Below are 19,715 nucleotides of genomic sequence, written 5' to 3'. Positions count from 1 at the left end.
GGCGCGCGATTCATCCACGATGGTCAGCGCGCCGTGCGGCGTTGAGCGTGCTCAGTACCCTGTCTTTGCCTTGGCGCCGGTGCTCGATTGCCCGGTCGTCGTCCCCTTCGACATGCCGGTCGTCGTGCCGGGTGCCATCTTCTTCTGCGCGTGATGGACCTTCTGGGTCTTGTGATGGGTCGACGACATCGTCTTGCTTTGGGTCGACATAGCGCCAGCGGCTGCCGGAGCGACAATGAGGCCGACGGCGGCAGCTCCTGCGATCAGTGCTTTGAACATGGACGAATCTCCACTCGGACCGCCCCAGCTACAAAGACCGCATATGCCGAAAAGTTCCAACGTGCATGCACACTTGGCCGGAAAATGCACGGCTCCTCGCAGTGACGGACGGAGGCGAGCCTAGCTCGACGCGACCGCCGTCGCCGCATCCGGCGGCAGGCTCTCGAGCAGCGCATGCAGCGTCGCCATGGTGGAGCGGTCGGCGATCCCGTCGATGCGCTCCGGGCGGAAGTGGCGCTGGAAGGCGGTGACGACCTCCATGGTCGGGCCGTCGAACTTGCCGTTGGTCGGGATGTTGTAGCCGTAGCGCCGGAACGCGGCCTGCATGTTGGAGACGCTGTCGCTGATCGCACCGAGCTGCAGCGCGTCGCCGCGCACGATCGGCGCCGGCTGCACCCAGTGCCCGACGCCGGAATTGGCCAGCGAGTGCCATGGGAATTTCTCGCCGGGATCCTTCTTGCGCGCCGGCGCCACGTCGGAATGGCCGAGCACGCGATGCGAGACGATCTTGCGGCGAAGCATGATGCCGCGGCACAGCGCGATGACGGCCGCGATCTGGCGCAGTGGAAAGTCCGGATAGCCCCAATCGTGACCGCGATTGACGATCTCGACGCCGATCGAGCAGGAGTTGATGTCGTCATCGCCGGCCCACGCCGATACGCCGGCGTGCCAGGCGCGCTTGCTCTCCGGCACGCACTGCACGATGCGGCCGTCCTCGAGCACGATGTAGTGCGCCGAGACCTCGGTGCCGGCCGTGCAGAGCTGGGTGATCGCACCTTCGACGTCGGGCATGCCGGTGTAGTGCAGCACGATCATGTCGGGTTGCCGGCCATTGGCGCGATCGCCGAAGTTCGCCGACGGGATCACGTCGGAGGCGATCGAGGAATCCGGCGTGAACGTCTTCGCGTCCGCCACCCCCTTTGGAACAGGGAGGGCGCGCTGACGCTTCGGATCAGCGTTGCCGGACGAAGACGAACTTGAAGCCATACGAATCACTCAAACCCGAACCAGGAGAAAGCATTTTGACATATGGATAAACAAATAGGCGTTTACTATTCCTTTACCGTGCGGGCCGCGCAATCGGCCCTTGCCGGTTCCACGATCCGCATGATGCGCCGCGCCATTGTGCCCGGAGTGGGTCGCGAGGGTATCACTCGAATGCGGATCAAAGGCGCGCGATTCCGCTAACCGATCATCAACGTTTTCTTAACGTTAAGTGCCGTTACTGAGAGGTGAAGTGCCGAACCGGTTTCGGGGGACGGCCAAAGGACGCTCAGCCCCGCTGTTTGCGCGAAATCCCATGGAAACCCTCCCAATTCCGGTCGGATATCAGGATTTGCGGCCGAGGACGGGAGTTGGCGCTGGCGTCACGCAGCGGCTTTTTCACGCGTTTTCGAGCGAAGTGGATACCGGTTCGCGTGAAGAAGACGCGTCAAGACAGGAATCCAGAGCTCCGTTCCGGTCCAATCGGAACGAAGAAGGCTCTGGGCGCGAGGATTCGAGGCGCAATGAGTCGGCGCGCACCCAGCTTGTATGCCAGTTACGCGGCCCCGCCGGGGAGCGGCGCATGAGCGAGCGTGCGCCGCGTCACATTTCGGTGCTGGGACGCGAGGCGGTCGCGTATCTCGATCCGCGCGCCGGCGGCATCTATGTCGACGCGACCTTCGGTGCCGGCGGCTACAGCCGGGCGATCCTCGATGTCGCCGAGACCCGCGTGATCGGCATCGACCGCGACCGCACCGCGATAACCGGCGGCTTCGATCTGGTCGACGGCGCGGGCGGTCGGCTGACGCTGGTCGAGGATCGCTTCTCCAATCTCGCCGAGGTCTGCGCGTCGCAGGGGGTGGGTGCGGTCGACGGCGTCGTGATGGATGTCGGCGTCTCCTCGATGCAGCTCGACCAGGCCGAGCGCGGCTTCTCGTTCCGCCTCGGCGGTCCGCTCGACATGCGGATGGCCCAGAGTGGCCCGACCGCGGCCGATGTGGTCGCGGCGGCTTCCGAGAAACAACTCGCCGACATCATCTATATCTTCGGCGAGGAGCGCCATTCGCGCGGCGTTGCCCGCGCCATCGTCGCCGCGCGCAAGGACGCGCCGATCACCACGACCGACGCGCTTGCCGATATCGTCGCGAAAGTCGTGCGCGCCAAGCCGAACGAGATCCATCCGGCGACGCGGACCTTTCAGGCGCTGCGCATCTTCGTCAATGAAGAGCTCGATGAGCTCTATCTGGCGCTCGCAGCCGCCGAGCGCGTGCTGAAGCCGGGCGGCCGGCTCGTCGTGGTTTCGTTCCATTCGCTGGAAGACCGCATCGTCAAGAATTTCCTCAGCCTGCGCGGCAAGGTCTCCGCCGGCTCGCGGCATTTGCCCGAGGTAGCGCACTCGGCGCCGAGCTTTCAGATCCTGACCAAGCGTCCGGTGACGCCTGATGAGGCCGAGCTTGCCGCCAATCCGCGCGCGCGATCGGCCAAGCTGCGTGCCGCCGAACGCACCGCGGCGCCGGTGCACGCCGACGACGACCTGCCGTCATGGCCGCGCCTGTCCGACCTGAAGCGGGGAGGGTGACGATGCGCCTTCTCCATCTCCTCGTCATCGGCATGCTGATCTTCGCGGCGTCCTATGTCTACCGCATCAAGATGGAATCGACCGCGCGCGTCGAACGCGTGCTGCAGCTCAATGCCGAGATCCGCGAGCAGCGCAACGCGATCGCCGGGCTGCGCGCCGAATGGGCCAAGCTCGACGCGCCGCTCCGGTTGCAGGGGCTTGCCGAGCGCCATCTGCCGCTGAAGCCGATCAACGCCAACCAGTACGATTCCCTGAAGAACCTGCCGGAGCGGCCGCCGAGCTTCACGCGGCCCGGTTCGCGCGATCCGATCGGCGCGATGATCGACACCATCGAGGCCGCGGCGGCGCCCGACAGCACGACCGGATCGATCGACAAGGCGGCGACCGACCAGCCGGCCGCCGACCAGCCTGCGCTCGATGACTCCGGGCAGGGCGGGGGAGACCAGCAATGACGGGACCAGCCATGACCGATCCGGCACCCGCCAACACGCCGGCCGCAAAACCCGCCGAGCCCTGGAACCAGCGGCTGATCCGCACGCTGCTGTATGGCAGCAATGTCGACCGCGCCGCCAAGGCGCGCGCGCGCGTTGGCCTCGCCATCCTCGCTTTCGCCGCGGTCTATTGCGTGCTGGCGGGGAGGCTGGTGCTGTTCGCCGTCGGCGCCGACAGCCATGGCGCGCGCCGCACCGCCTCGCAGGACGCCATCGCGACCGCCAGGCCCGACATCACCGACCGCAACGGCGAAATCCTCGCGACCGACGTCAAGGCGCCGAGCCTGTTCGCCGAGCCGCGCCGCCTGATCGACAAGGACGAGGCGATCGAGTTGTTGACCGGCGCCTTGCCCGATCTCGACACCAGCGAGGTGCGCGACCGCCTGTCGTCGCGCAAGGGCTTCGTCTGGCTGAAGCGCGAGATCACGCCGAAGCAGCAGAGCGACATCCATCGCCTCGGCCTTCCCGGCGTCGGCTTCCTGCGCGAGAACAAGCGTGTCTATCCGACCGGCAACGAGGTCGCCCACCTGATCGGCCTCGTCAACATCGACAACCAGGGCATCGCCGGCATGGAGAAGTGGCTCGACAGCAACGGTCTGGCCGATCTGCATCGCGCGGGCTTCGCCACCGACCGGCTGCAGAAGCCGGTGGAGCTGTCGGTCGACCTGCGCGTCGAGCACGCGCTGCGCGACGAATTGCTCAAGGCGAAAGAGAAGTTCAAGGCCAAGGCCGCCTCCGGCCTCGTCTCCAACGTGCGCACCGGCGAGATCGTGGCGATGGTGTCGCTGCCGGATTTCGATCCGAACAATCCGAAGGAGGCGCACGATCCCGATCGCATCAACCGCCTGACCACCGGCGTCTACGAGATGGGCTCGACCTTCAAGGCGTTCACGCTGGCGATGGCGCTGGATAGCGGCCGGTTCGACCTCAACTCGATGTGGGATGCGCGCGGCCCGCTGCATTACGGCAAGTTCGCGATCCATGACGATCACAACATGGGCCGCATGATCAACATGAAGGAGGTGTTCTACTATTCCTCCAACATCGGCGCCGGGCGCATTGCGCTGGCGATGGGCGTCGACGCGCACAAGGCCTTCCTGCGCAAGATGGGGCAGCTCGAGCGGCTGCGCACCGAACTGCCGGAGAGCGCGTCGCCGATCGTGCCGAAGAAGTGGGGAGAGTTGAACACCGTCACCATCTCGTTCGGTCACGGCATCGCGGTGGCGCCGCTGCAGGCGGTGATGGGCATCGACGCGCTGGTCAATGGCGGCTACCTGATTCCGCCGACCTTCCTGAAGCGCACCGAGCAGGAGGCGATGGCGCTCGCCAGGCGCGTCATCAAGCCGGAGACCTCGGACAAGATGCGCTATCTGATGCGGCTCAATGCCGAGATCGGCACCGCGAAGAAGGCCGACGTCAAGGGCTACTATATCGGCGGCAAGACCGGCACCGCGGAGAAGGTGATCAACGGCCGCTACGCCAAGAAGCGCGTGCTCAACGCCTTCACCGCGATCCTGCCCGCCGACAATCCGAAATACCAGCTCCTGATCATGCTCGACGAGCCGCAGCCCCTGAAGGAGACCTACGGGTTCATCACCTCGGGCTGGAATGCGGTGCCGACCGGCGGCAATGTGATCGCCCGAATTGCGCCGCTTTTGGGCGTTGAACCGCGATTCGACCTGCCGCCGTCCGACCGCCTTATTCTTGCGGCATCCAGAACAACCCAGTAAGGCGTATATTCACAGCATGATCCGGAAAGGTGTGAAGCGGCTTTCCGGATAGATCATGCTCAAGCGACGGTGCCAGAACAGCGCCGGCCAGACTGGAAGATCATGAGACTTCGCGACCTCTTCGACGCCGATGCCACGATCGATCCAAGTGCCGACACCATCGTCGTCGGAGGGCTTGCGGTCGACAGCCGGGCGGTGAAGCCGGGCGACCTGTTCTTCGCACTTGCCGGCAGCAGGACCGACGGCGCACGCTTCGTCGATGCGGCGATCGCCGCCGGCGCGGTCGCGGTCGCCAGCGACCATCTGCCGCAAGGTCACGCTCGCGCCCCCTTCGTTATCACGCCGAATCCGCGCCGCGCGCTGGCGCTCGCCGCGGCCAAATTCTTTCCCCGCCAGCCGGCGACGATCGCGGCGGTGACCGGCACCAGCGGCAAGACCTCGGTCGCAGCGTTCACACGCCAGATCTGGCAGCGGCGCGGTCATTCCTCCGCCAGCATCGGCACCATCGGCCTCGTCTCGGACAAGCGCACGGTCTACGGCTCGCTGACCACGCCGGATCCGATCGCGCTGCATCGCCAGCTCGACGAGATCGCGAGCGACGGCGTCACGCACCTGGCGTTCGAGGCGTCCTCGCACGGCCTCGACCAGTATCGTCTCGACGGCGTGCGCATCGCCGCCGGCGGCTTCACCAATCTGTCGCGCGACCACATGGATTATCATCCCGATGTCGCGCACTATCTCAACGCAAAACTCCGGCTGTTCCGCGATCTCGTCGCTCCAGGCGGTGCCGCGGTGATCTCGGCCGACCATGACTGTTCGGGCGAGGTGATCGATACGGCGCGCACGCGCGGCCTGCGTATCATCGCGGTCGGGCGCAACGCCGATGCAAGCGATGGCATCAAGCTCCTCGATGCCGCCATCGAAGGCTTTGCCCAAAGGCTCCTGATCGAGCACCGCGGGCGCAAGCACGCGATCCGGCTGCCGCTGGTCGGCGAATTCCAGATCGAGAACGCGCTGGTCGCGGCGGGCCTTGCGATCGGCACCGGCAGCGCCGCCGCCGACGTGTTCGGCTGCCTCGAACATCTCGAAGGCGCCAAGGGCCGGCTGGAATTCGTCGGCGAGCACAATGGCGCACCGATCTTCGTCGACTACGCCCACAAGCCCGACGCGCTCGCCAAGGCGCTGCAGGCGCTGCGGCCCTATGCCAGGCGCAAGCTCGTCGTGATCTTCGGCGCCGGCGGCGACCGCGACGCCGGCAAGCGTCCGATCATGGGCGCGATCGCGGCCGAGAATGCCGATCAGGTCATCGTCACCGACGACAATCCGCGCAGCGAGAAGCCGGAGGCGATCCGCGCCGCGATCATGGCGACGGCGAAGGGCGCGCGCGAGATCGGCGACCGTGCCGCGGCGATCCGCGCCGGAATTGCCGGCCTCGCGCCGGGCGATGCGCTGGTCGTTGCCGGCAAGGGCCACGAGGTCGGGCAGATCGTCGGCAACACGACGCTGCCGTTCAGCGACCATGAAGCGGTCGCCAGTGCACTGGCTGCGGAGGGCGCATGAGCACAATGTTGTGGACCTCGGATGCGATGGCGACGGCGATGCGCGCCGCCACGCAAGGCACGCTGCCGGACGGCGTCACCGGTCTCTCGATCGACAGCCGCACCATCGCGCCTGGCGAGGCGTATTTCGCAATCAAGGGCGACGTCCACGACGGCCATGCCTTTGTCGAGGCGGCGCTGAAGGCCGGCGCCGGGCTCGCGGTGGTCGAGACCGCGCAGCGGGCAAAGTTTCCCACTGATGCGCCGCTGCTGGTGGTCGACGACGTGCTCGCCGGCCTCGTCGAGCTCGCCCATGCCTCGCGCGCGCGGCTCAACGCGCAGATCATCGCGGTGACCGGCTCGGTCGGCAAGACCTCGACGAAAGAGGCCCTGCGCCGCGTGCTGTCGGCGCAGGGCGAGACCCATGCCTCGGTGGCGTCGTTCAACAATCACTGGGGCGTGCCGCTGTCGCTGGCGCGCTGCCCGGCCAGCACGCGCTTTGCGGTGTTCGAGATCGGCATGAACCATGCAGGCGAGATCACGCCGCTGGTGAAGATGGTGCGCCCGCACGTCGCAATCATCACCACGATCGAGCCGGTGCATTTGGAATTTTTCGCCGGCATCGAGGCGATCGCCGACGCCAAGGCGGAGATCTTCGCAGGGCTCGAGCCCGATGGCGCCGTCGTGCTCAACCGCGACAACAGGCAATTCGCGCGGCTGCAAAAGCAGGCCAGGCAGGCCGGCATCTCGCGCATCGTCTCGTTCGGCACCGACAAGCGCGCCGAGGCGCGGCTGCTCGACCTGTCGCTGCACGCGACCTGCTCGGCGGTGCATGCCGATATTCTGGATCATGACATCACCTACAAGATCGGCATGCCCGGCCGGCACATGGCGATGAACTCGCTGGCGGTGCTTGCCGGCGCTTCGCTGCTCGGGGCCGATATCGCGCGCGCGGCGCTGTCGCTGTCGCAGCTCGAGGCGCCGACCGGCCGCGGCCTCCGCCGCACCCTCGAGGTCGGCCATGGCGAGGCGATGCTGATCGACGAGAGCTACAACGCCAATCCGGCCTCGATGGGCGCCGCGCTCAACGTGCTCGGCCAGGCTCGGACCGGGCCGCATGGCCGGCGCATCGCCGTGCTCGGCGACATGCTCGAGCTCGGGCCGACCGGGCCCGAATTGCACCGCGGCCTCAACGAGGCCGTGACCGCCAACCGCATCGACCTCGTATATTGTTGTGGTCCGCTGATGCGGAATCTGTGGGATGCCCTTTCCACCGGCAAGCGGGGAGGCTATGCCGAGAGCTCGGCGGCGCTCGAAGCGCAGGCGGTCGCCGCGGTCCGTGCCGGTGACGTGATCATGGTGAAGGGCTCGCTGGGATCGAAGATGAAGCTCATCGTCAGCGCGCTGGAAAAACGCTTCCCCGACAAGGCCGCGCACGAAGAAGCGGTATAGGACTCCTTGAATGTTCTACTGGTTGATCGAACTGTCCAACACCGTTCCGGGGTTTGGGGCGTTCCGCAGCGCTTTGAACGTGTTCCGCTACATCACCTTCCGCACCGGCGGCGCGATGGTGACCGGCGCGCTGTTCGTGTTCCTGTTCGGGCCCTGGATCATCGATCATCTGCGGCTGCGGCAGGGCAAGGGCCAGCCGATCCGCACCGATGGCCCGCAGTCGCATCTGATCTCCAAGAAGGGCACGCCCACCATGGGCGGGCTGATGATCCTGTCCGGGCTCGTGGTGTCGACGCTGCTCTGGGCCAATCCGCTCAATCCCTATGTCTGGATCGTGCTGGCGGTGACGCTCGGCTTCGGCTTCGTCGGCTTCTATGACGATTATTTGAAGGTCACCAAGCAATCGCACAGCGGCTTCGCCGGCAAGCTCCGCCTGCTGATCGAGACGGCGATCGGGCTCGCCGCCACCTACGCGCTGGTCCGGCTCGGGCGCGACGTGTCCTCGACCTCGCTCGTGATTCCCTTCTTCAAGGACCTCGTGATCAATTTCGGCTGGTTCTTCGTGATCTTTGGCGCCTTCGTGATGGTCGGCGCCGGCAATGCGGTGAACCTGACCGACGGCCTCGACGGCCTCGCCATCGTGCCCGTGATGATTGCCGCGGCAAGCTTCGGCATGATCTCGTACCTGACCGGCAACGCGGTGTTCTCGGATTATCTGCAGATCAATTACGTCGCCGGCACCGGCGAACTGGCGGTGCTGTGCGGCGCGGTGCTTGGCGCAGGCCTCGGCTTCCTCTGGTTCAACGCGCCGCCGGCCTCGATCTTCATGGGCGACACCGGCTCGCTGGCGCTCGGCGGCATGCTCGGCGCGACGGCGGTTGCGGTGAAGCACGAGATCGTGCTCGCCGTGATCGGCGGCCTGTTCGTGCTGGAGGCGGTCTCGGTCATCGTCCAGGTCACCTCGTTCAAGCTCACCGGCAAGCGCGTGTTCCGGATGGCGCCGCTGCACCATCATTTCGAGCAGAAGGGTTGGACCGAGCCGCAGATCGTGATCCGGTTCTGGATCATCTCGGTGATGCTGGCGCTCGCCGGCCTCTCCACCCTCAAGCTGCGCTGAGCGCCATCATGATCCCGGTCACCTCCTTCTCCGGCAAGACGGTCGCGGTGTTCGGGCTCGGCGGCTCCGGGCTCGCGAGCTGCCAGGCGCTGAAGGCCGGTGGCGCGGAGGTGATCGCGGCCGACGACAATGCCGACAACGTCGCCAAGGCGGCGCAGGCCGGCTTCACCACCGCTGATCTGCGCACCGTGTCGTGGGCGAATTTCGCCGCGCTGATCCTGACCCCCGGCGCGCCGCTGACCCATCCTGCGCCGCACTGGAGCGTGCTGAAGGCGCGCGAGGCGGGTGTCGAGGTGATCGGCGACGTCGAACTGTTCTGCCGCGAGCGGCGCCGTCACGCGCCGAACGCGCCGTTCGTCGCCATCACCGGCACCAACGGCAAATCGACCACCACCGCGCTGATCGCGCATCTGATGAAGGTCGCCGGCTACAACACCCAGATGGGCGGCAATATCGGCACCGCGATCCTGTCGCTGGAGCCGCCGCGCATGGGGCGTGTCCATGTGATCGAGATGTCGTCCTACCAGATCGACCTCGCACCGTCGCTCGATCCGTCGGTCGGCATCCTGATCAACATCAGCGAGGATCACATCGATCGCCACGGCACGCTCGAGCATTACGCCGCGGTCAAGGAGCGGCTGGTCGCCGGCGTGCAGCAGGGCGGCGCGTCGATCGTCGGCGTTGACGATGGCTGGTGCCGCAACATCGCCGACCGGCTCGATCGCGCCGGCAAGCGCGTGGTCCGCATCTCGGTGAGGAACCCGCTGCCCGACGGTCTCTATGTCGAGCACGAGACCATCCTGCGCGCATCTGGCGCGGCGCGCAGCGAGATCGCGCGGTTAGGGGGCATCGGCTCGCTGCGCGGCCTGCACAATGCGCAGAACGCCGCCTGCGCCTCGGCCTGTGCGCTGGCGATGGGAATCGCGACCGACGTGCTGCAGAACGGCCTGCGCAGCTTCCCGGGTCTCGCGCATCGCATGGAGCAGGTCGGTCGCCGCGGCAACGTGCTGTTCGTCAACGACTCCAAGGGCACCAACGCGGATGCGGCCGCGCATGCGCTGTCGTCGTTCGCCGACATCTACTGGATCGCCGGCGGCAAGCCGAAGGCCGGCGGCATCACCAGCCTGACCGAATATTTCCCGCGCATCCGCAAGGCCTATCTGATCGGCGAGGCGGCGGCCGAATTCTCCGGCACGCTCGGCGAGCGCGTCGCGCATGAGATGTCCGGCACGCTCGACGTCGCGATCGCCAGCGCCGCGCGCGATGCCGAGGCGTCGGGGCTCGCGGAGGCCGTCGTGCTGCTGTCGCCGGCCTGCGCCTCGTTCGACCAGTACCGCAATTTCGAAATCCGCGGCACGGCGTTTCGCGACATCGTCCAGGCGCTGCCCGGCGTCAGGCCGGTGGTGTGACGAGGCAGTGTAGGGCGGATTAGCGTCAGCGTAATCCGCCGTTCGGTGCCGGGCGATGACACCGAGATGAAGTACGCAGTGACGGTGCGTCGTATCGCGCGAGAACCATCCTCATCGTCGTCCTGGCGAAAGCCAGGACCCATTACCCCAAATCTCAATCGTTGCGCGACGCTGGGGCCGCGGTAGCGTCCATTATCAAGTGCGGTGGTTATGGGTCCTGGCTTTCGCCAGGACGACGTCGGGATGGGGGCTCATCCACCTCCCTCAAAAGTTACCCGTCCCGTTAACCCCTTGGAAACCATCCTGCGCCACGAATGGACGTTATCTCTGCCATCTGGGGACGCCCATGCTCGCCCGTGACCAACGCACCCCGTTCTCGGACTGGTGGTGGACCGTCGACAAGCTGCTGCTTGTCGCGATCGCGGCGTTGATGCTGGCCGGCGTCATCCTGTCGCTGGCGGCGAGCCCGCCGGTAGCGACCCGGATCGGGCTCGATCCGTTCCACTTCTTCAACCGCCACGTCATGTTCCTGGTGCCGTCGCTGATGGTGCTGATCGGCGTCTCGTTCATGACGCCGCGGCAGATCCGGCGCACCGCGCTGATCGTGTTCGCGGTCTCGATCGCGCTGATCGTGCTGACGCTGCTGGTCGGGCCCGAGGTCAAGGGCTCGCGGCGCTGGATCACGCTGCTCGGCGTCAACATCCAGGCCTCGGAAGCCGCAAAACCCTCCTTCGTCATCGTCGCGGCCTGGCTGTTCGCGGAATCGACCAAGCGGCCGGAGATGCCGGCGACCTCGATGGCGCTGGTGCTGTTGCTGACGCTGGTGACGCTGCTGGTGATGGAGCCCGACTTCGGTCAGACCATGCTGATCCTCACCGTCTGGGGCGCGCTGTTCTTCATCGCGGGCATGCGGATGATCTGGGTGTTCGGGCTCGCCGGCGCGGCGGGCGCGGGCCTGTTCGGCGCCTATCTCCTGGTGCCGCACGTCGCCGGCCGCATCAAGCGCTTCATGAACCCCGCCTCCGGCGACACCTTCCAGGTCGACACCGCGATGGAGGCGTTCTGGAACGGCGGCTGGTTCGGGCTGGGGCCGGGCGAGGGCATCGCCAAGCGCAGCCTGCCGGACAGCCACACCGACTTCGTGTTCGCGGTCGCGGCGGAGGAGTTCGGCATCATCCTCTGCTTGATGCTGGTCGCGCTGTTCGGTTTCATCGTGATCCGCACGCTGACCCGCGCCTATGCCACCGAGGACATGTTCTCGCGCTTTGCGGCATCGGGCCTTGCGATCCTGTTCGGCGTGCAGGCGACGATCAACATGGCGGTCAATCTGCAACTGATTCCGGCCAAGGGCATGACGCTGCCGTTCATCTCCTATGGCGGCTCCTCGTTCGTGTCGCTTGCCTATGGCGTCGGCATGATGCTGGCGCTGACGCGGCAGCGGCCGCGCACCGAGATCGAATCGATGGAAGGCGCCAGCGCTCAGCGCGCCTACGCGTAGGTGACTGTGACGGTCGTGTCGGTTATCTGGAAACCATGGACAACGCGCCCCTGATTCTGCTGGCGGCCGGTGGCACCGGCGGCCATCTGTTCCCGGCCGAAGCGCTCGCCGTGGAACTGATCAGGCGTGGCCTGCGGGTCCGGCTCGCCACCGACGGCCGCGCGCTGCGCTATTCCGGCCTGTTCGGCCGGGAGAGCATCGACCTCGTGCCGAGCGCGACCGTGCGCAGCCGCAACCCGATCTCGCTGGCGCGGACCGCGCTGATGCTCGGCTACGGCACGCTGGTCGCCGCCAATCTGGTGCGGCGGCTGAAGCCCGCGGCCGTGGTCGGCTTCGGCGGCTACCCGACCTTGCCGCCACTGATGGCGGCGCGGCTGCTCGGCGTGCCCGGCATCATCCACGACGCCAATGCGGTGCTGGGCCGCGCCAATCGTTTCCTCTCCGGCCGCGTCAACGCGATCGCGACCTCGCTGCCCGGCGTGCTCGATCGCGATCCCGCGCTCGCGGGCAAGGCGACCACCGTCGGCACGCCGATGCGTCCGGCGATCCTCGCCGCGGCCGCGGTGAAATACACGGCACCTGAGGCGAACGGGCCGCTGCGCCTGCTTGTCGTCGGCGGCAGCCAGGGCGCGCGGGTGATGAGCGATATCGTGCCGCCGGCGATCGAGCAGCTCGCGCCCGCGCTGTGGAGCCGCCTGGTTATCACCCAGCAGGTGCGCGAAGAGGACATGAATCGGGTGCGCGCGGTCTACGACCGGCTCGAGATCAACGCCGAGCTCGCGCCGTTCTTCACCGACCTGCCGGCGCGCCTCGCCTCGAGCCAGCTGGTGATCTCGCGCTCCGGCGCGGGCACGGTCGCCGAACTCGCCGCGATCGGCCGGCCCTCGATCCTGGTGCCGCTGCCGGGCGCGATCGATCAGGACCAGTTCGCCAATGCCGGCGTGCTGTCGCAGGCGAGCGGCGCGCTGCGCATCGCGCAGAGCGACTTCACGCCCGAGCGGCTGGCCGCTGAAATTTCGGCCTTCGCCGCCGAGCCCGCGAAATTGACCGCGATGGCGGCGTCGGCCCGCGGCGTCGGCCGGCTCGATGCCGCCGAGCGGCTGGCCGATCTGGTTGCGAAAGTGGCTGGAATTTAGGCCGTTGCGAGGAATTTTAGGCCGTGAGACGTCATAGCCGGGCTTGTCCCGGCCATATCAGTCTTTCATAAGTCGGTGAATCCCCGGATGAGGCCGGACACGATGAAGGTGCTATCGTCATGAGACTGCCGCGCGAGATCGGACCCATTCACTTCGTCGGGATCGGCGGCATCGGCATGAGCGGCATCGCCGAGGTGCTGATCAATCTCGGCTACACCGTGCAGGGTTCCGATGCTTCGGACAACTACAACCTCGACCGCTTGCGCAAGAAGGGCGCCAAGGTCTCGGTCGGCCACGCCGCCGAGAATGTCGACGGCGCCGATGTCGTCGTGGTCTCGACTGCGATCAAGCGCGACAATCCCGAACTGATGGCGGCGCGCGCACGGCGCATTCCGGTGGTGCGGCGCGCCGAGATGCTGGCGGAACTGATGCGGCTGAAGAGCTGCGTCGCGATCGCCGGCACCCATGGCAAGACCACCACGACGACGATGGTGGCGACGCTGCTCGATGCCGGCGGGCTCGATCCGACCGTGATCAATGGCGGCATCATCAACGCCTATGGCTCCAACGCGCGGCTCGGGGCCGGCGACTGGATGGTGGTCGAAGCCGACGAGAGCGACGGCACCTTCCTGAAGCTGCCGTCCGATGTCGTCATCGTCACCAATATCGACCCCGAGCATCTCGATCACTTCAAGACCTTCGAGGCGATTCAGGACGCGTTCCGCAATTTCGTCGAGAACGTCCCGTTCTACGGCTTTGCCGTGATGTGCACCGATCACCCCGTGGTGCAAGCTCTCGTCGGCAAGATCGAAGATCGCCGCATCATCACCTACGGCCAGAATCCGCAGGCCGACGCGCAGCTCAAGGATCTGACGCCGACGGGCGGCGGCTCGAAATTCTCGGTCGCGATCCGCGATCGCAAGTCCGGCGCGGTCCACGAGATCGCCGATATCATGCTGCCGATGCCGGGGCGCCACAACGCATCGAATGCGACGGCGGCGATCGCGGTCGCGCACCAGCTCGGCGTGTCCGACGACGTCATCCGCCAGGCGATGTCCGGCTTCGGCGGCGTCAAGCGGCGCTTCACCAAGACCGGCGAGACCAACGGCATCACCGTGATCGACGATTACGGTCATCATCCGGTCGAGATCGCAGCGGTGCTGAAGGCGGGGCGGGAATCCGTCAACGGCAAGATCGTCGCCGTGGTGCAGCCGCATCGCTACACCCGCCTGCAATCCTTGTTCGAGGAATTCTGCACCTGCTTCAACGATGCCGATGCGGTCGTGGTTGCGGAGGTCTATCCGGCCGGCGAGGCGCCGATCGCCGGCATCGATCGCGACCATTTCGCCGCCGGCCTGCGCGCCCACGGCCATCGCAACGTTGTCCCGCTGCCGAACGCGGGCGAGCTCGCGAAGATCGTGCACGGCCTTGCCAAGCCCGGCGACCTCGTCGTCTGCCTCGGCGCCGGCAACATCACGCAATGGGCCTACGCGCTGCCCGGCGAATTGAAGGCGCTGGGGTGATGATGGCCTCGTATCCATCCACGTCATGGCCGGGCTTGTCCCGGCCATCCACGTCTTCACTGCACTATCGTGTCGTACAGGTCGTCCCAGTTCGGGTTCGCTGCGATGATCTTGCGGATCTTCCAAGCGCGCGGCCAATGCTTGATGGTGTGTTCGCGCTGGATGGCTGTACGGATGTCGTCAAAGTGCTCAAAGTAGACGAGTCGCTTCAGTCCGTATCGCTTGGTGAAGCCATCGACGAAGCCGGAACGGTGCTCGAATATCCGGCGGACGAGATCGCTCGTTACCCCGACGTAGAGCACGCCGTTCGGACGGTTGGTCAGAAAATAGACGTATCCCCCTGCCATGTGGGGATACTGCAAGACGTGGATGGCCGGGACAAGCCCGGCCATGACGGATGGAGAGGTCGCCCATGACCTTCCCCGACATCACGTCCGACCTGAAAGCCGCGATGCCGGAGCTGCGCGGGCGGCTGCTGGCGAACCAACGGCTGGCGGAGCTGACATGGTTTCGCGTCGGCGGCCCGGCGCAGGTGTTGTTCACGCCGGCCGATGAAGATGACCTCGCCTATTTCCTGAAGCGCCTGCCGCCGGAGCTGCCGGTCTACGTCGTCGGTGTCGGCTCCAATCTGATCGTGCGCGATGGCGGCATGCCCGGCGTCGTGATCCGGCTCGCGCCGCGCGCCTTCGGAGAGACCAGCGCGGCCGGCGATGTCGTCACCGCTGGTGCTGCGGCGCTCGACAAGCGCGTCGCCGAGACGGCGGCGGCCGCTGCCATCGGCGGCATGGAATTCTTATTCGGCATTCCCGGCACGGTCGGCGGCGCGCTGCGCATGAACGCCGGCGCCAATGGCGGCGAGACCAAGGACGTGTTGATCGAAGCCACCGGCATCGGCCGCGACGGCACGAAGCACACGTTCGGCAATGCCGACATGAAGTTCGTCTACCGCAACAGCGGCGTCGATCCGTCCATCGTGTTCACCTCGGCGCGCTTCCGCGGCGCGATCACCGATACTGAGGTGATCCGCGCCCGCATGAACGAGGTGCAAAGCCATCGCGAGACCGCGCAGCCGATCCGCGAGAAGACCGGCGGCTCGACCTTCAAGAATCCGCCTGGCAACAGCGCCTGGAAGCTGATCGATGCGGCCGGCTGCCGCGGCCTCAAAATCGGCGGCGCACAGGTGTCGGAGATGCACTGCAATTTCCTGATCAACACCGGCAACGCCACCGGGCACGACATCGAGACGCTCGGCGAGACGGTGCGCGAACGGGTCAGGCAAAGCAGCGGAATCGAGCTACACTGGGAAATCAAGCGGATCGGGAAAAGCTGATGCAGGTGACCATTCTGTTCGGCGGCACCAACAAGGAGCGGCTGGTCTCGGTGGCGAGCACGCAGGCGCTGCACCGCGCGCTGCCCGACGCGGACCTCTGGTTCTGGGATGTCGACGACACCGTGCACGCGGTGACGTCGGAAAAACTGCTTGGCCACACGCGGCCGTTCGAGGTCGATTTCAAACCCGACGGTCGCGGCATGGCACTCGACCAGGCGCTCGACAAGGCGAGCGCCGAGCAGCGTGTGCTGGTGTTCGGCCTGCATGGCGGCCGCGCCGAGAATGGCGAATTGCAGGCGATGTGCGAGCTGCGCGGCGTCGCGTTCACCGGCTCCGGCTCGGCGTCATCGCATCTGGCGTTCGACAAGCCGTCGGCGAAGCGTTTCGCCGCGATCGCAGGCCTCAACGCGCCGCAGGGCATCACTGTCGAGCAGATCGACGACACCTTCGCGAAACACGGCAGACTGATTGCAAAACCCGCTAAGGACGGATCGAGCTACGGACTGATCTTCGTCAACGCGAAGCAGGACCTCGTCGCGGTCCGCAATGCCGCGAAGCATGAAGAATATCTGATTGAGCCGTTCGTGTCGGGCGTGGAGGCGACCTGCGGCGTGCTCGAGCAGTCCAACGGCTCCGTGTTCGCGCTGCCGCCGATCGAGATCGTGCCGGGGGAGGGAACCTTCGACTACACAGCCAAATACCTTTTGAAGTCGACCCAGGAGATCTGTCCCGGCCGCTTCGCGCCCGAGGTCAGCGCCGCGATCATGGACCATGCGCTGCGGGCGCACCGCGCGCTGTCCTGCGCCGGCTACTCGCGCAGCGATTTCATCGTCTCGGCCAATGGCCCGGTCTACCTCGAGACCAACACCCTGCCGGGGCTCACCGCGGCATCACTGTACCCTAAGGCCTTGAAAGCACAGGGCATCGCCTTTGCCGACTTCCTTAACGACCAGATCGAGCTCGCCCGCCGCCGCGTCCGACGTTAATGCCCGGCCGGGCGGGAACCCGCCTGGTCGGCCGGATGGAACCCGGGCGCTGTTGCTAAAATGCTAACGAGTTCGCGGCAAAGTACTCAGAGCGTTGATCAAAACACGCTCCAGGCCGAAGTCGTTTACCGTTTGTTTACCAGGAAGCCCGAAGGTTAACGCTGGCGGCGCATGTAGCGCTTGGCTGCCGGGGCGTGAGCTGTCGCGGATTACCGCTTCGAGGATCGCAACCAGGGAACAGGGGGTCACTCTAATCCCACCGGTCTAGCCGAGACGTGATTTGTGCCGGGACCCGCGCGGTTTGCGGGCACAACATGTGACGAGCTCGTGCAATGGATGGTGCAGGACGCCTCACCCGATCGCTGCGATCGCTGGGGCCTCAAGCTGACCTGAGAGCAGCCGCTATTGGAGCGGCGGTGCTGCTGCGCGAGTATGTCGGCGCCCATCTCGCGCGCCGCAGGCGGCGTCCCGCCAAGCGACCGCAAGTCATCATCGATCGCGAGCCGCCGAACCGCTACATCCTGATGGTCGAACGCTATCTGCCGCGCCGCATCGGGCTGGTTGCGACGCTCGCGATCCTGTTCGGCAGCCTGGGCCTCGGCATCGTCAAAGGCGGCCATGTCGAGGAATTCACCACCGCGCTCAGCGACACCCGCAACGCGCTGGCCAACACCGCCGGCTTCCGCATCACCACCGTCGGCATCAACGGCCGCAAGCAGCTCAGCCAGGACGAGGTGCTCGCGATCGGCGGCGTCAATGGCCGCTCCTCGCTGCTGTTCCTCGACGCCGACACCGTGCGCGCCAAGCTGAAGGCCAATCCCTGGATCGCGGATGCCACGATCCTGAAGCTCTATCCGGGCCGACTGCAGATCGACATCGTCGAGCGCACGGCGTTCGCGCTGTGGCAGCAGAACGGCCGCCTGTCGGTGATCGCCTCCGACGGCGCAGTGCTCGAGCCCTACGTCTCGCGCCGCTTCCTCAATCTGCCGCTGGTGGTCGGCAAGGGCGCCGACGTCAGAGCCCACGACTTCCTGGCGCTGCTGGACCGTTACCCGCAGGTCCGTTCGGTGACCAAGGCCGCGATCTTCGTCGGTGAGCGGCGCTGGAACCTGCGCCTCAAGGACGGTCTCGACGTCCGCCTGCCGGAGAACGACGTCGGCAACGCGCTCGCTGCGCTCTCCAGGCTCGACAAGGACGAGAAGCTGTTCTCGCGCGACATTGTCGCCGTCGACATGCGCCTGCCCGATCGGCTGATCGTGCAATTGTCCGAGGATGCCGGCAAGGCGCGCGACGAACTGTTCAAGGACAAGAAGTCCAAGAAGAAGGCCGGTGACTCCGCATGACCGGCCTCGATCGCAATTTGACCCCGAAGACCCGCCCGATGCAGAAGCGCACCGCGATGGTGGCTTCGCTCGATGTCGGCTCCAGCAAGATCGCCTGCATGATCGCGCGGCTGAGGCCGTCGCCGCCGAACGAGGCGCTGCGCGGGCGCACCCATGCGGTTGAATTGATCGGCTACAGCCAGATCCAGTCGCGCGGCGTCAAGGCCGGCTCCGTCGTCGATCTCGCCGAATGCGAGAAGGCGGTGCGCCACGCGGTGGCGCTGGCCGAACGCATGGCCAAGGTCCGTGTCGAATCCGTTCTGCTCTCGGTCTCCGGCGGCCGGCAGCATGGCCAGCTGGTCGAAGCCGCGGCCGATATCCGCGGCGGCTCGGTCACCTCGGACGATATCAGCCGCGTCACCTCCGCCGGCATGCGCCACGCCGCAGGCGCAGGCCGCACCGTGCTGCACGCGCTGCCGGTCGGCTACGCGCTCGACGGCGTCAAGGGCATCCGCGATCCCAGAGGCATGGTGGCGCGACAGTTCGGCGTCGACATGAACGTGGTGACGTCGGACGCGACGGTCGCCAAGAACCTGATGCTGGTGGTCGAGCGCTGCCATCTCAACGTCGAAGCCATGGCATCGAGCCCCTATGTCGCGGGCCTCTCGGTGATGACCGACGACGAAGCCGATCTCGGCGCTGCCGTCGTCGAGATGGGCGCGGGATCGACCACGATCGCGACATACTCCGGCGGACGTCTCGTGCACGCATCCGGATTCGCGCTCGGCGGGCAACACATCACGATGGATCTTGCGCGCGGCATCGGCGCGTGCATTGCGGATGCCGAGCGAATCAAGACCTTATACGGCACGGTGCTGACCGGCGGTTCGGACTCGCGCGAGCTGATGTCCGTTCCCACTGCAGGCGATGATCGGGACACACCGCAAATCGTGTCCCGCGCCACGATTGCGAACATTGTCCGGCATCGCGCCGAGGAGATTTTCGAAATGGTCCGTGACCGGCTCGCGGATTCCCCCTTTGCGGCAGAGCCGAGGGCGCGCGTCGTGTTGAGCGGCGGCGCCTCGCAGCTCACCGGCACCGTCGAGCTTGCCACCCGCATCCTGAACCGTCAGGTCCGCATCGGCCGTCCGCTCGGCTTCGGCCGGCTGCCGAACGAGGCGAAGGGCGCCTCGTTCTCGGTGCCGACGGGCCTCCTGGTCTATCCGCAATACGCACATCTTGAACATGTCGAACCGCGGCGCACGCGGCAGCTCAGGACAGGGACAGACGGTTACTTCGGAAAGGTCGGACGATGGCTTCGCGAGGGCTTCTGATGACCGC

17 protein-coding genes and 1 pseudogene are annotated in these 19,715 nt (G+C 66.4%); 15 read left to right on the top strand and 3 right to left on the bottom strand.

Annotated features, from left to right (window positions below; all coding sequences use genetic code 11):
- Positions 1-51 precede the first annotated feature (51 nt).
- Positions 52-279, bottom strand: a complete 228-nt coding sequence (locus tag XI02_RS31975) for a hypothetical protein (protein WP_016840052.1) — start codon at positions 277-279, stop codon at positions 52-54.
- 120 nt (positions 280-399) lie between these two features.
- Entirely contained in the window at positions 400-1,266 is an 867-nt protein-coding gene (locus XI02_RS31970; RefSeq protein WP_026193138.1) for an N-acetylmuramoyl-L-alanine amidase, read from the bottom strand.
- Positions 1,267-1,846: 580 nt separating this feature from the next.
- On the opposite strand from XI02_RS31970, the gene rsmH reads away from it, so the two are divergent.
- The 10 genes from rsmH (at position 1,847) to murC (ending at position 14,736) form a co-directional block, all read left to right on the top strand.
- Positions 1,847-2,842, top strand: a complete 996-nt coding sequence (gene rsmH, locus XI02_RS31965; protein ID WP_172647424.1) for a 16S rRNA (cytosine(1402)-N(4))-methyltransferase RsmH — start codon at positions 1,847-1,849, stop codon at positions 2,840-2,842.
- 2 nt (positions 2,843-2,844) lie between these two features.
- On the top strand, positions 2,845-3,294 hold the full coding sequence (locus XI02_RS31960; protein WP_038379031.1) for a hypothetical protein: 450 nt from the start codon (positions 2,845-2,847) through the stop codon (positions 3,292-3,294).
- 11 nt (positions 3,295-3,305) lie between these two features.
- Positions 3,306-5,063, top strand: a complete 1,758-nt coding sequence (locus XI02_RS31955) for a penicillin-binding protein 2 (protein WP_016846575.1) — start codon at positions 3,306-3,308, stop codon at positions 5,061-5,063.
- 102 nt (positions 5,064-5,165) lie between these two features.
- Entirely contained in the window at positions 5,166-6,623 is a 1,458-nt protein-coding gene (locus XI02_RS31950; protein WP_172647425.1) for a UDP-N-acetylmuramoyl-L-alanyl-D-glutamate--2,6-diaminopimelate ligase, read from the top strand.
- Positions 6,620-8,053: a UDP-N-acetylmuramoylalanyl-D-glutamyl-2,6-diaminopimelate--D-alanyl-D-alanine ligase gene (locus XI02_RS31945; protein ID WP_172647426.1), complete on the top strand. Its 1,434-nt coding sequence runs from the start codon at positions 6,620-6,622 to the stop codon at positions 8,051-8,053. Before XI02_RS31950 ends, XI02_RS31945 begins: the two co-directional genes overlap by 4 nt.
- Positions 8,054-8,063: 10 nt before the next feature.
- Positions 8,064-9,170, top strand: coding sequence for a phospho-N-acetylmuramoyl-pentapeptide-transferase (gene mraY / locus XI02_RS31940; protein ID WP_172647427.1), 1,107 nt, complete (start codon positions 8,064-8,066; stop codon positions 9,168-9,170).
- An 8-nt stretch (positions 9,171-9,178) separates the two neighbouring features.
- Entirely contained in the window at positions 9,179-10,579 is a 1,401-nt protein-coding gene (gene murD, locus XI02_RS31935) for a UDP-N-acetylmuramoyl-L-alanine--D-glutamate ligase (RefSeq protein ID WP_172647428.1), read from the top strand.
- Positions 10,580-10,925: 346 nt separating this feature from the next.
- Positions 10,926-12,077 carry a putative lipid II flippase FtsW gene (gene ftsW / locus XI02_RS31930; protein ID WP_016846580.1) on the top strand — a complete coding sequence of 384 codons (1,152 nt, stop codon included), beginning with the start codon at positions 10,926-10,928 and terminating at the stop codon, positions 12,075-12,077.
- A 35-nt stretch (positions 12,078-12,112) separates the two neighbouring features.
- Positions 12,113-13,213: an undecaprenyldiphospho-muramoylpentapeptide beta-N-acetylglucosaminyltransferase gene (murG, locus tag XI02_RS31925; protein WP_194483247.1), complete on the top strand. Its 1,101-nt coding sequence runs from the start codon at positions 12,113-12,115 to the stop codon at positions 13,211-13,213.
- Between the two features lie 119 nt (positions 13,214-13,332).
- Entirely contained in the window at positions 13,333-14,736 is a 1,404-nt protein-coding gene (gene murC, locus XI02_RS31920; RefSeq protein WP_172647429.1) for a UDP-N-acetylmuramate--L-alanine ligase, read from the top strand.
- Between the two features lie 56 nt (positions 14,737-14,792).
- On the opposite strand, the gene XI02_RS31915 is transcribed toward murC, so the two are convergent.
- The gene (locus XI02_RS31915; RefSeq protein ID WP_018273016.1) at positions 14,793-15,128 is read right to left on the bottom strand and encodes a GIY-YIG nuclease family protein; all 336 of its coding nucleotides are present in this window, start codon (positions 15,126-15,128) and stop codon (positions 14,793-14,795) included.
- A 20-nt stretch (positions 15,129-15,148) separates the two neighbouring features.
- On the opposite strand from XI02_RS31915, the gene murB reads away from it, so the two are divergent.
- From murB to ftsA, 5 genes and pseudogenes are all read left to right on the top strand, one after another.
- Positions 15,149-16,066 (top strand): UDP-N-acetylmuramate dehydrogenase, encoded by a 918-nt coding sequence (gene murB / locus XI02_RS31910; protein WP_172647430.1) that lies wholly within the window; start codon positions 15,149-15,151, stop codon positions 16,064-16,066.
- Positions 16,066-17,052, top strand: a complete 987-nt coding sequence (locus tag XI02_RS31905) for a D-alanine--D-alanine ligase (RefSeq protein WP_172647431.1) — start codon at positions 16,066-16,068, stop codon at positions 17,050-17,052. The genes murB and XI02_RS31905 overlap by 1 nt, the downstream gene beginning before the upstream one ends.
- Before the next feature lie 98 nt (positions 17,053-17,150).
- Positions 17,151-17,445: pseudogene (locus XI02_RS45560) on the top strand (D-alanine--D-alanine ligase); the annotation flags it as partial.
- A complete protein-coding gene (locus XI02_RS31900) occupies positions 17,385-18,395 on the top strand; it encodes a cell division protein FtsQ/DivIB (RefSeq protein WP_157346167.1) in 1,011 nt (336 codons plus the stop codon). The pseudogene XI02_RS45560 and the gene XI02_RS31900, both read left to right, overlap by 61 nt.
- On the top strand, positions 18,392-19,708 hold the full coding sequence (gene ftsA, locus XI02_RS31895; protein ID WP_172647432.1) for a cell division protein FtsA: 1,317 nt from the start codon (positions 18,392-18,394) through the stop codon (positions 19,706-19,708). Before XI02_RS31900 ends, ftsA begins: the two co-directional genes overlap by 4 nt.
- Positions 19,709-19,715: the final 7 nt, after the last annotated feature.

Source organism: Bradyrhizobium sp. CCBAU 21365, from assembly GCF_015291305.1.
Lineage (GTDB): Bacteria > Pseudomonadota > Alphaproteobacteria > Rhizobiales > Xanthobacteraceae > Bradyrhizobium > Bradyrhizobium elkanii.
Note: the sequence above shows the minus strand (reverse complement) of the source record. Positions and strands in the feature narration are given on the sequence as shown.

What these genes read in the sequence shown, in the direction of transcription:
- XI02_RS31975 (WP_016840052.1), bottom strand. Translation starts at nt 279, where the DNA reads ATGTTCAAAGCACTGATCGCAGGAGCTGCCGCCGTCGGCCTCATTGTC.
- XI02_RS31970 (WP_026193138.1), bottom strand. Translation starts at nt 1,266, where the DNA reads ATGGCTTCAAGTTCGTCTTCGTCCGGCAACGCTGATCCGAAGCGTCAG.
- rsmH (WP_172647424.1), top strand. Translation starts at nt 1,847, where the DNA reads ATGAGCGAGCGTGCGCCGCGTCACATTTCGGTGCTGGGACGCGAGGCG.
- XI02_RS31960 (WP_038379031.1), top strand. Translation starts at nt 2,845, where the DNA reads ATGCGCCTTCTCCATCTCCTCGTCATCGGCATGCTGATCTTCGCGGCG.
- XI02_RS31955 (WP_016846575.1), top strand. Translation starts at nt 3,306, where the DNA reads ATGACCGATCCGGCACCCGCCAACACGCCGGCCGCAAAACCCGCCGAG.
- XI02_RS31950 (WP_172647425.1), top strand. Translation starts at nt 5,166, where the DNA reads ATGAGACTTCGCGACCTCTTCGACGCCGATGCCACGATCGATCCAAGT.
- XI02_RS31945 (WP_172647426.1), top strand. Translation starts at nt 6,620, where the DNA reads ATGAGCACAATGTTGTGGACCTCGGATGCGATGGCGACGGCGATGCGC.
- mraY (WP_172647427.1), top strand. Translation starts at nt 8,064, where the DNA reads ATGTTCTACTGGTTGATCGAACTGTCCAACACCGTTCCGGGGTTTGGG.
- murD (WP_172647428.1), top strand. Translation starts at nt 9,179, where the DNA reads ATGATCCCGGTCACCTCCTTCTCCGGCAAGACGGTCGCGGTGTTCGGG.
- ftsW (WP_016846580.1), top strand. Translation starts at nt 10,926, where the DNA reads ATGCTCGCCCGTGACCAACGCACCCCGTTCTCGGACTGGTGGTGGACC.
- murG (WP_194483247.1), top strand. Translation starts at nt 12,113, where the DNA reads ATGGACAACGCGCCCCTGATTCTGCTGGCGGCCGGTGGCACCGGCGGC.
- murC (WP_172647429.1), top strand. Translation starts at nt 13,333, where the DNA reads ATGAGACTGCCGCGCGAGATCGGACCCATTCACTTCGTCGGGATCGGC.
- XI02_RS31915 (WP_018273016.1), bottom strand. Translation starts at nt 15,128, where the DNA reads ATGGCCGGGCTTGTCCCGGCCATCCACGTCTTGCAGTATCCCCACATG.
- murB (WP_172647430.1), top strand. Translation starts at nt 15,149, where the DNA reads ATGACCTTCCCCGACATCACGTCCGACCTGAAAGCCGCGATGCCGGAG.
- XI02_RS31905 (WP_172647431.1), top strand. Translation starts at nt 16,066, where the DNA reads ATGCAGGTGACCATTCTGTTCGGCGGCACCAACAAGGAGCGGCTGGTC.
- XI02_RS31900 (WP_157346167.1), top strand. Translation starts at nt 17,385, where the DNA reads ATGGATGGTGCAGGACGCCTCACCCGATCGCTGCGATCGCTGGGGCCT.
- ftsA (WP_172647432.1), top strand. Translation starts at nt 18,392, where the DNA reads ATGACCGGCCTCGATCGCAATTTGACCCCGAAGACCCGCCCGATGCAG.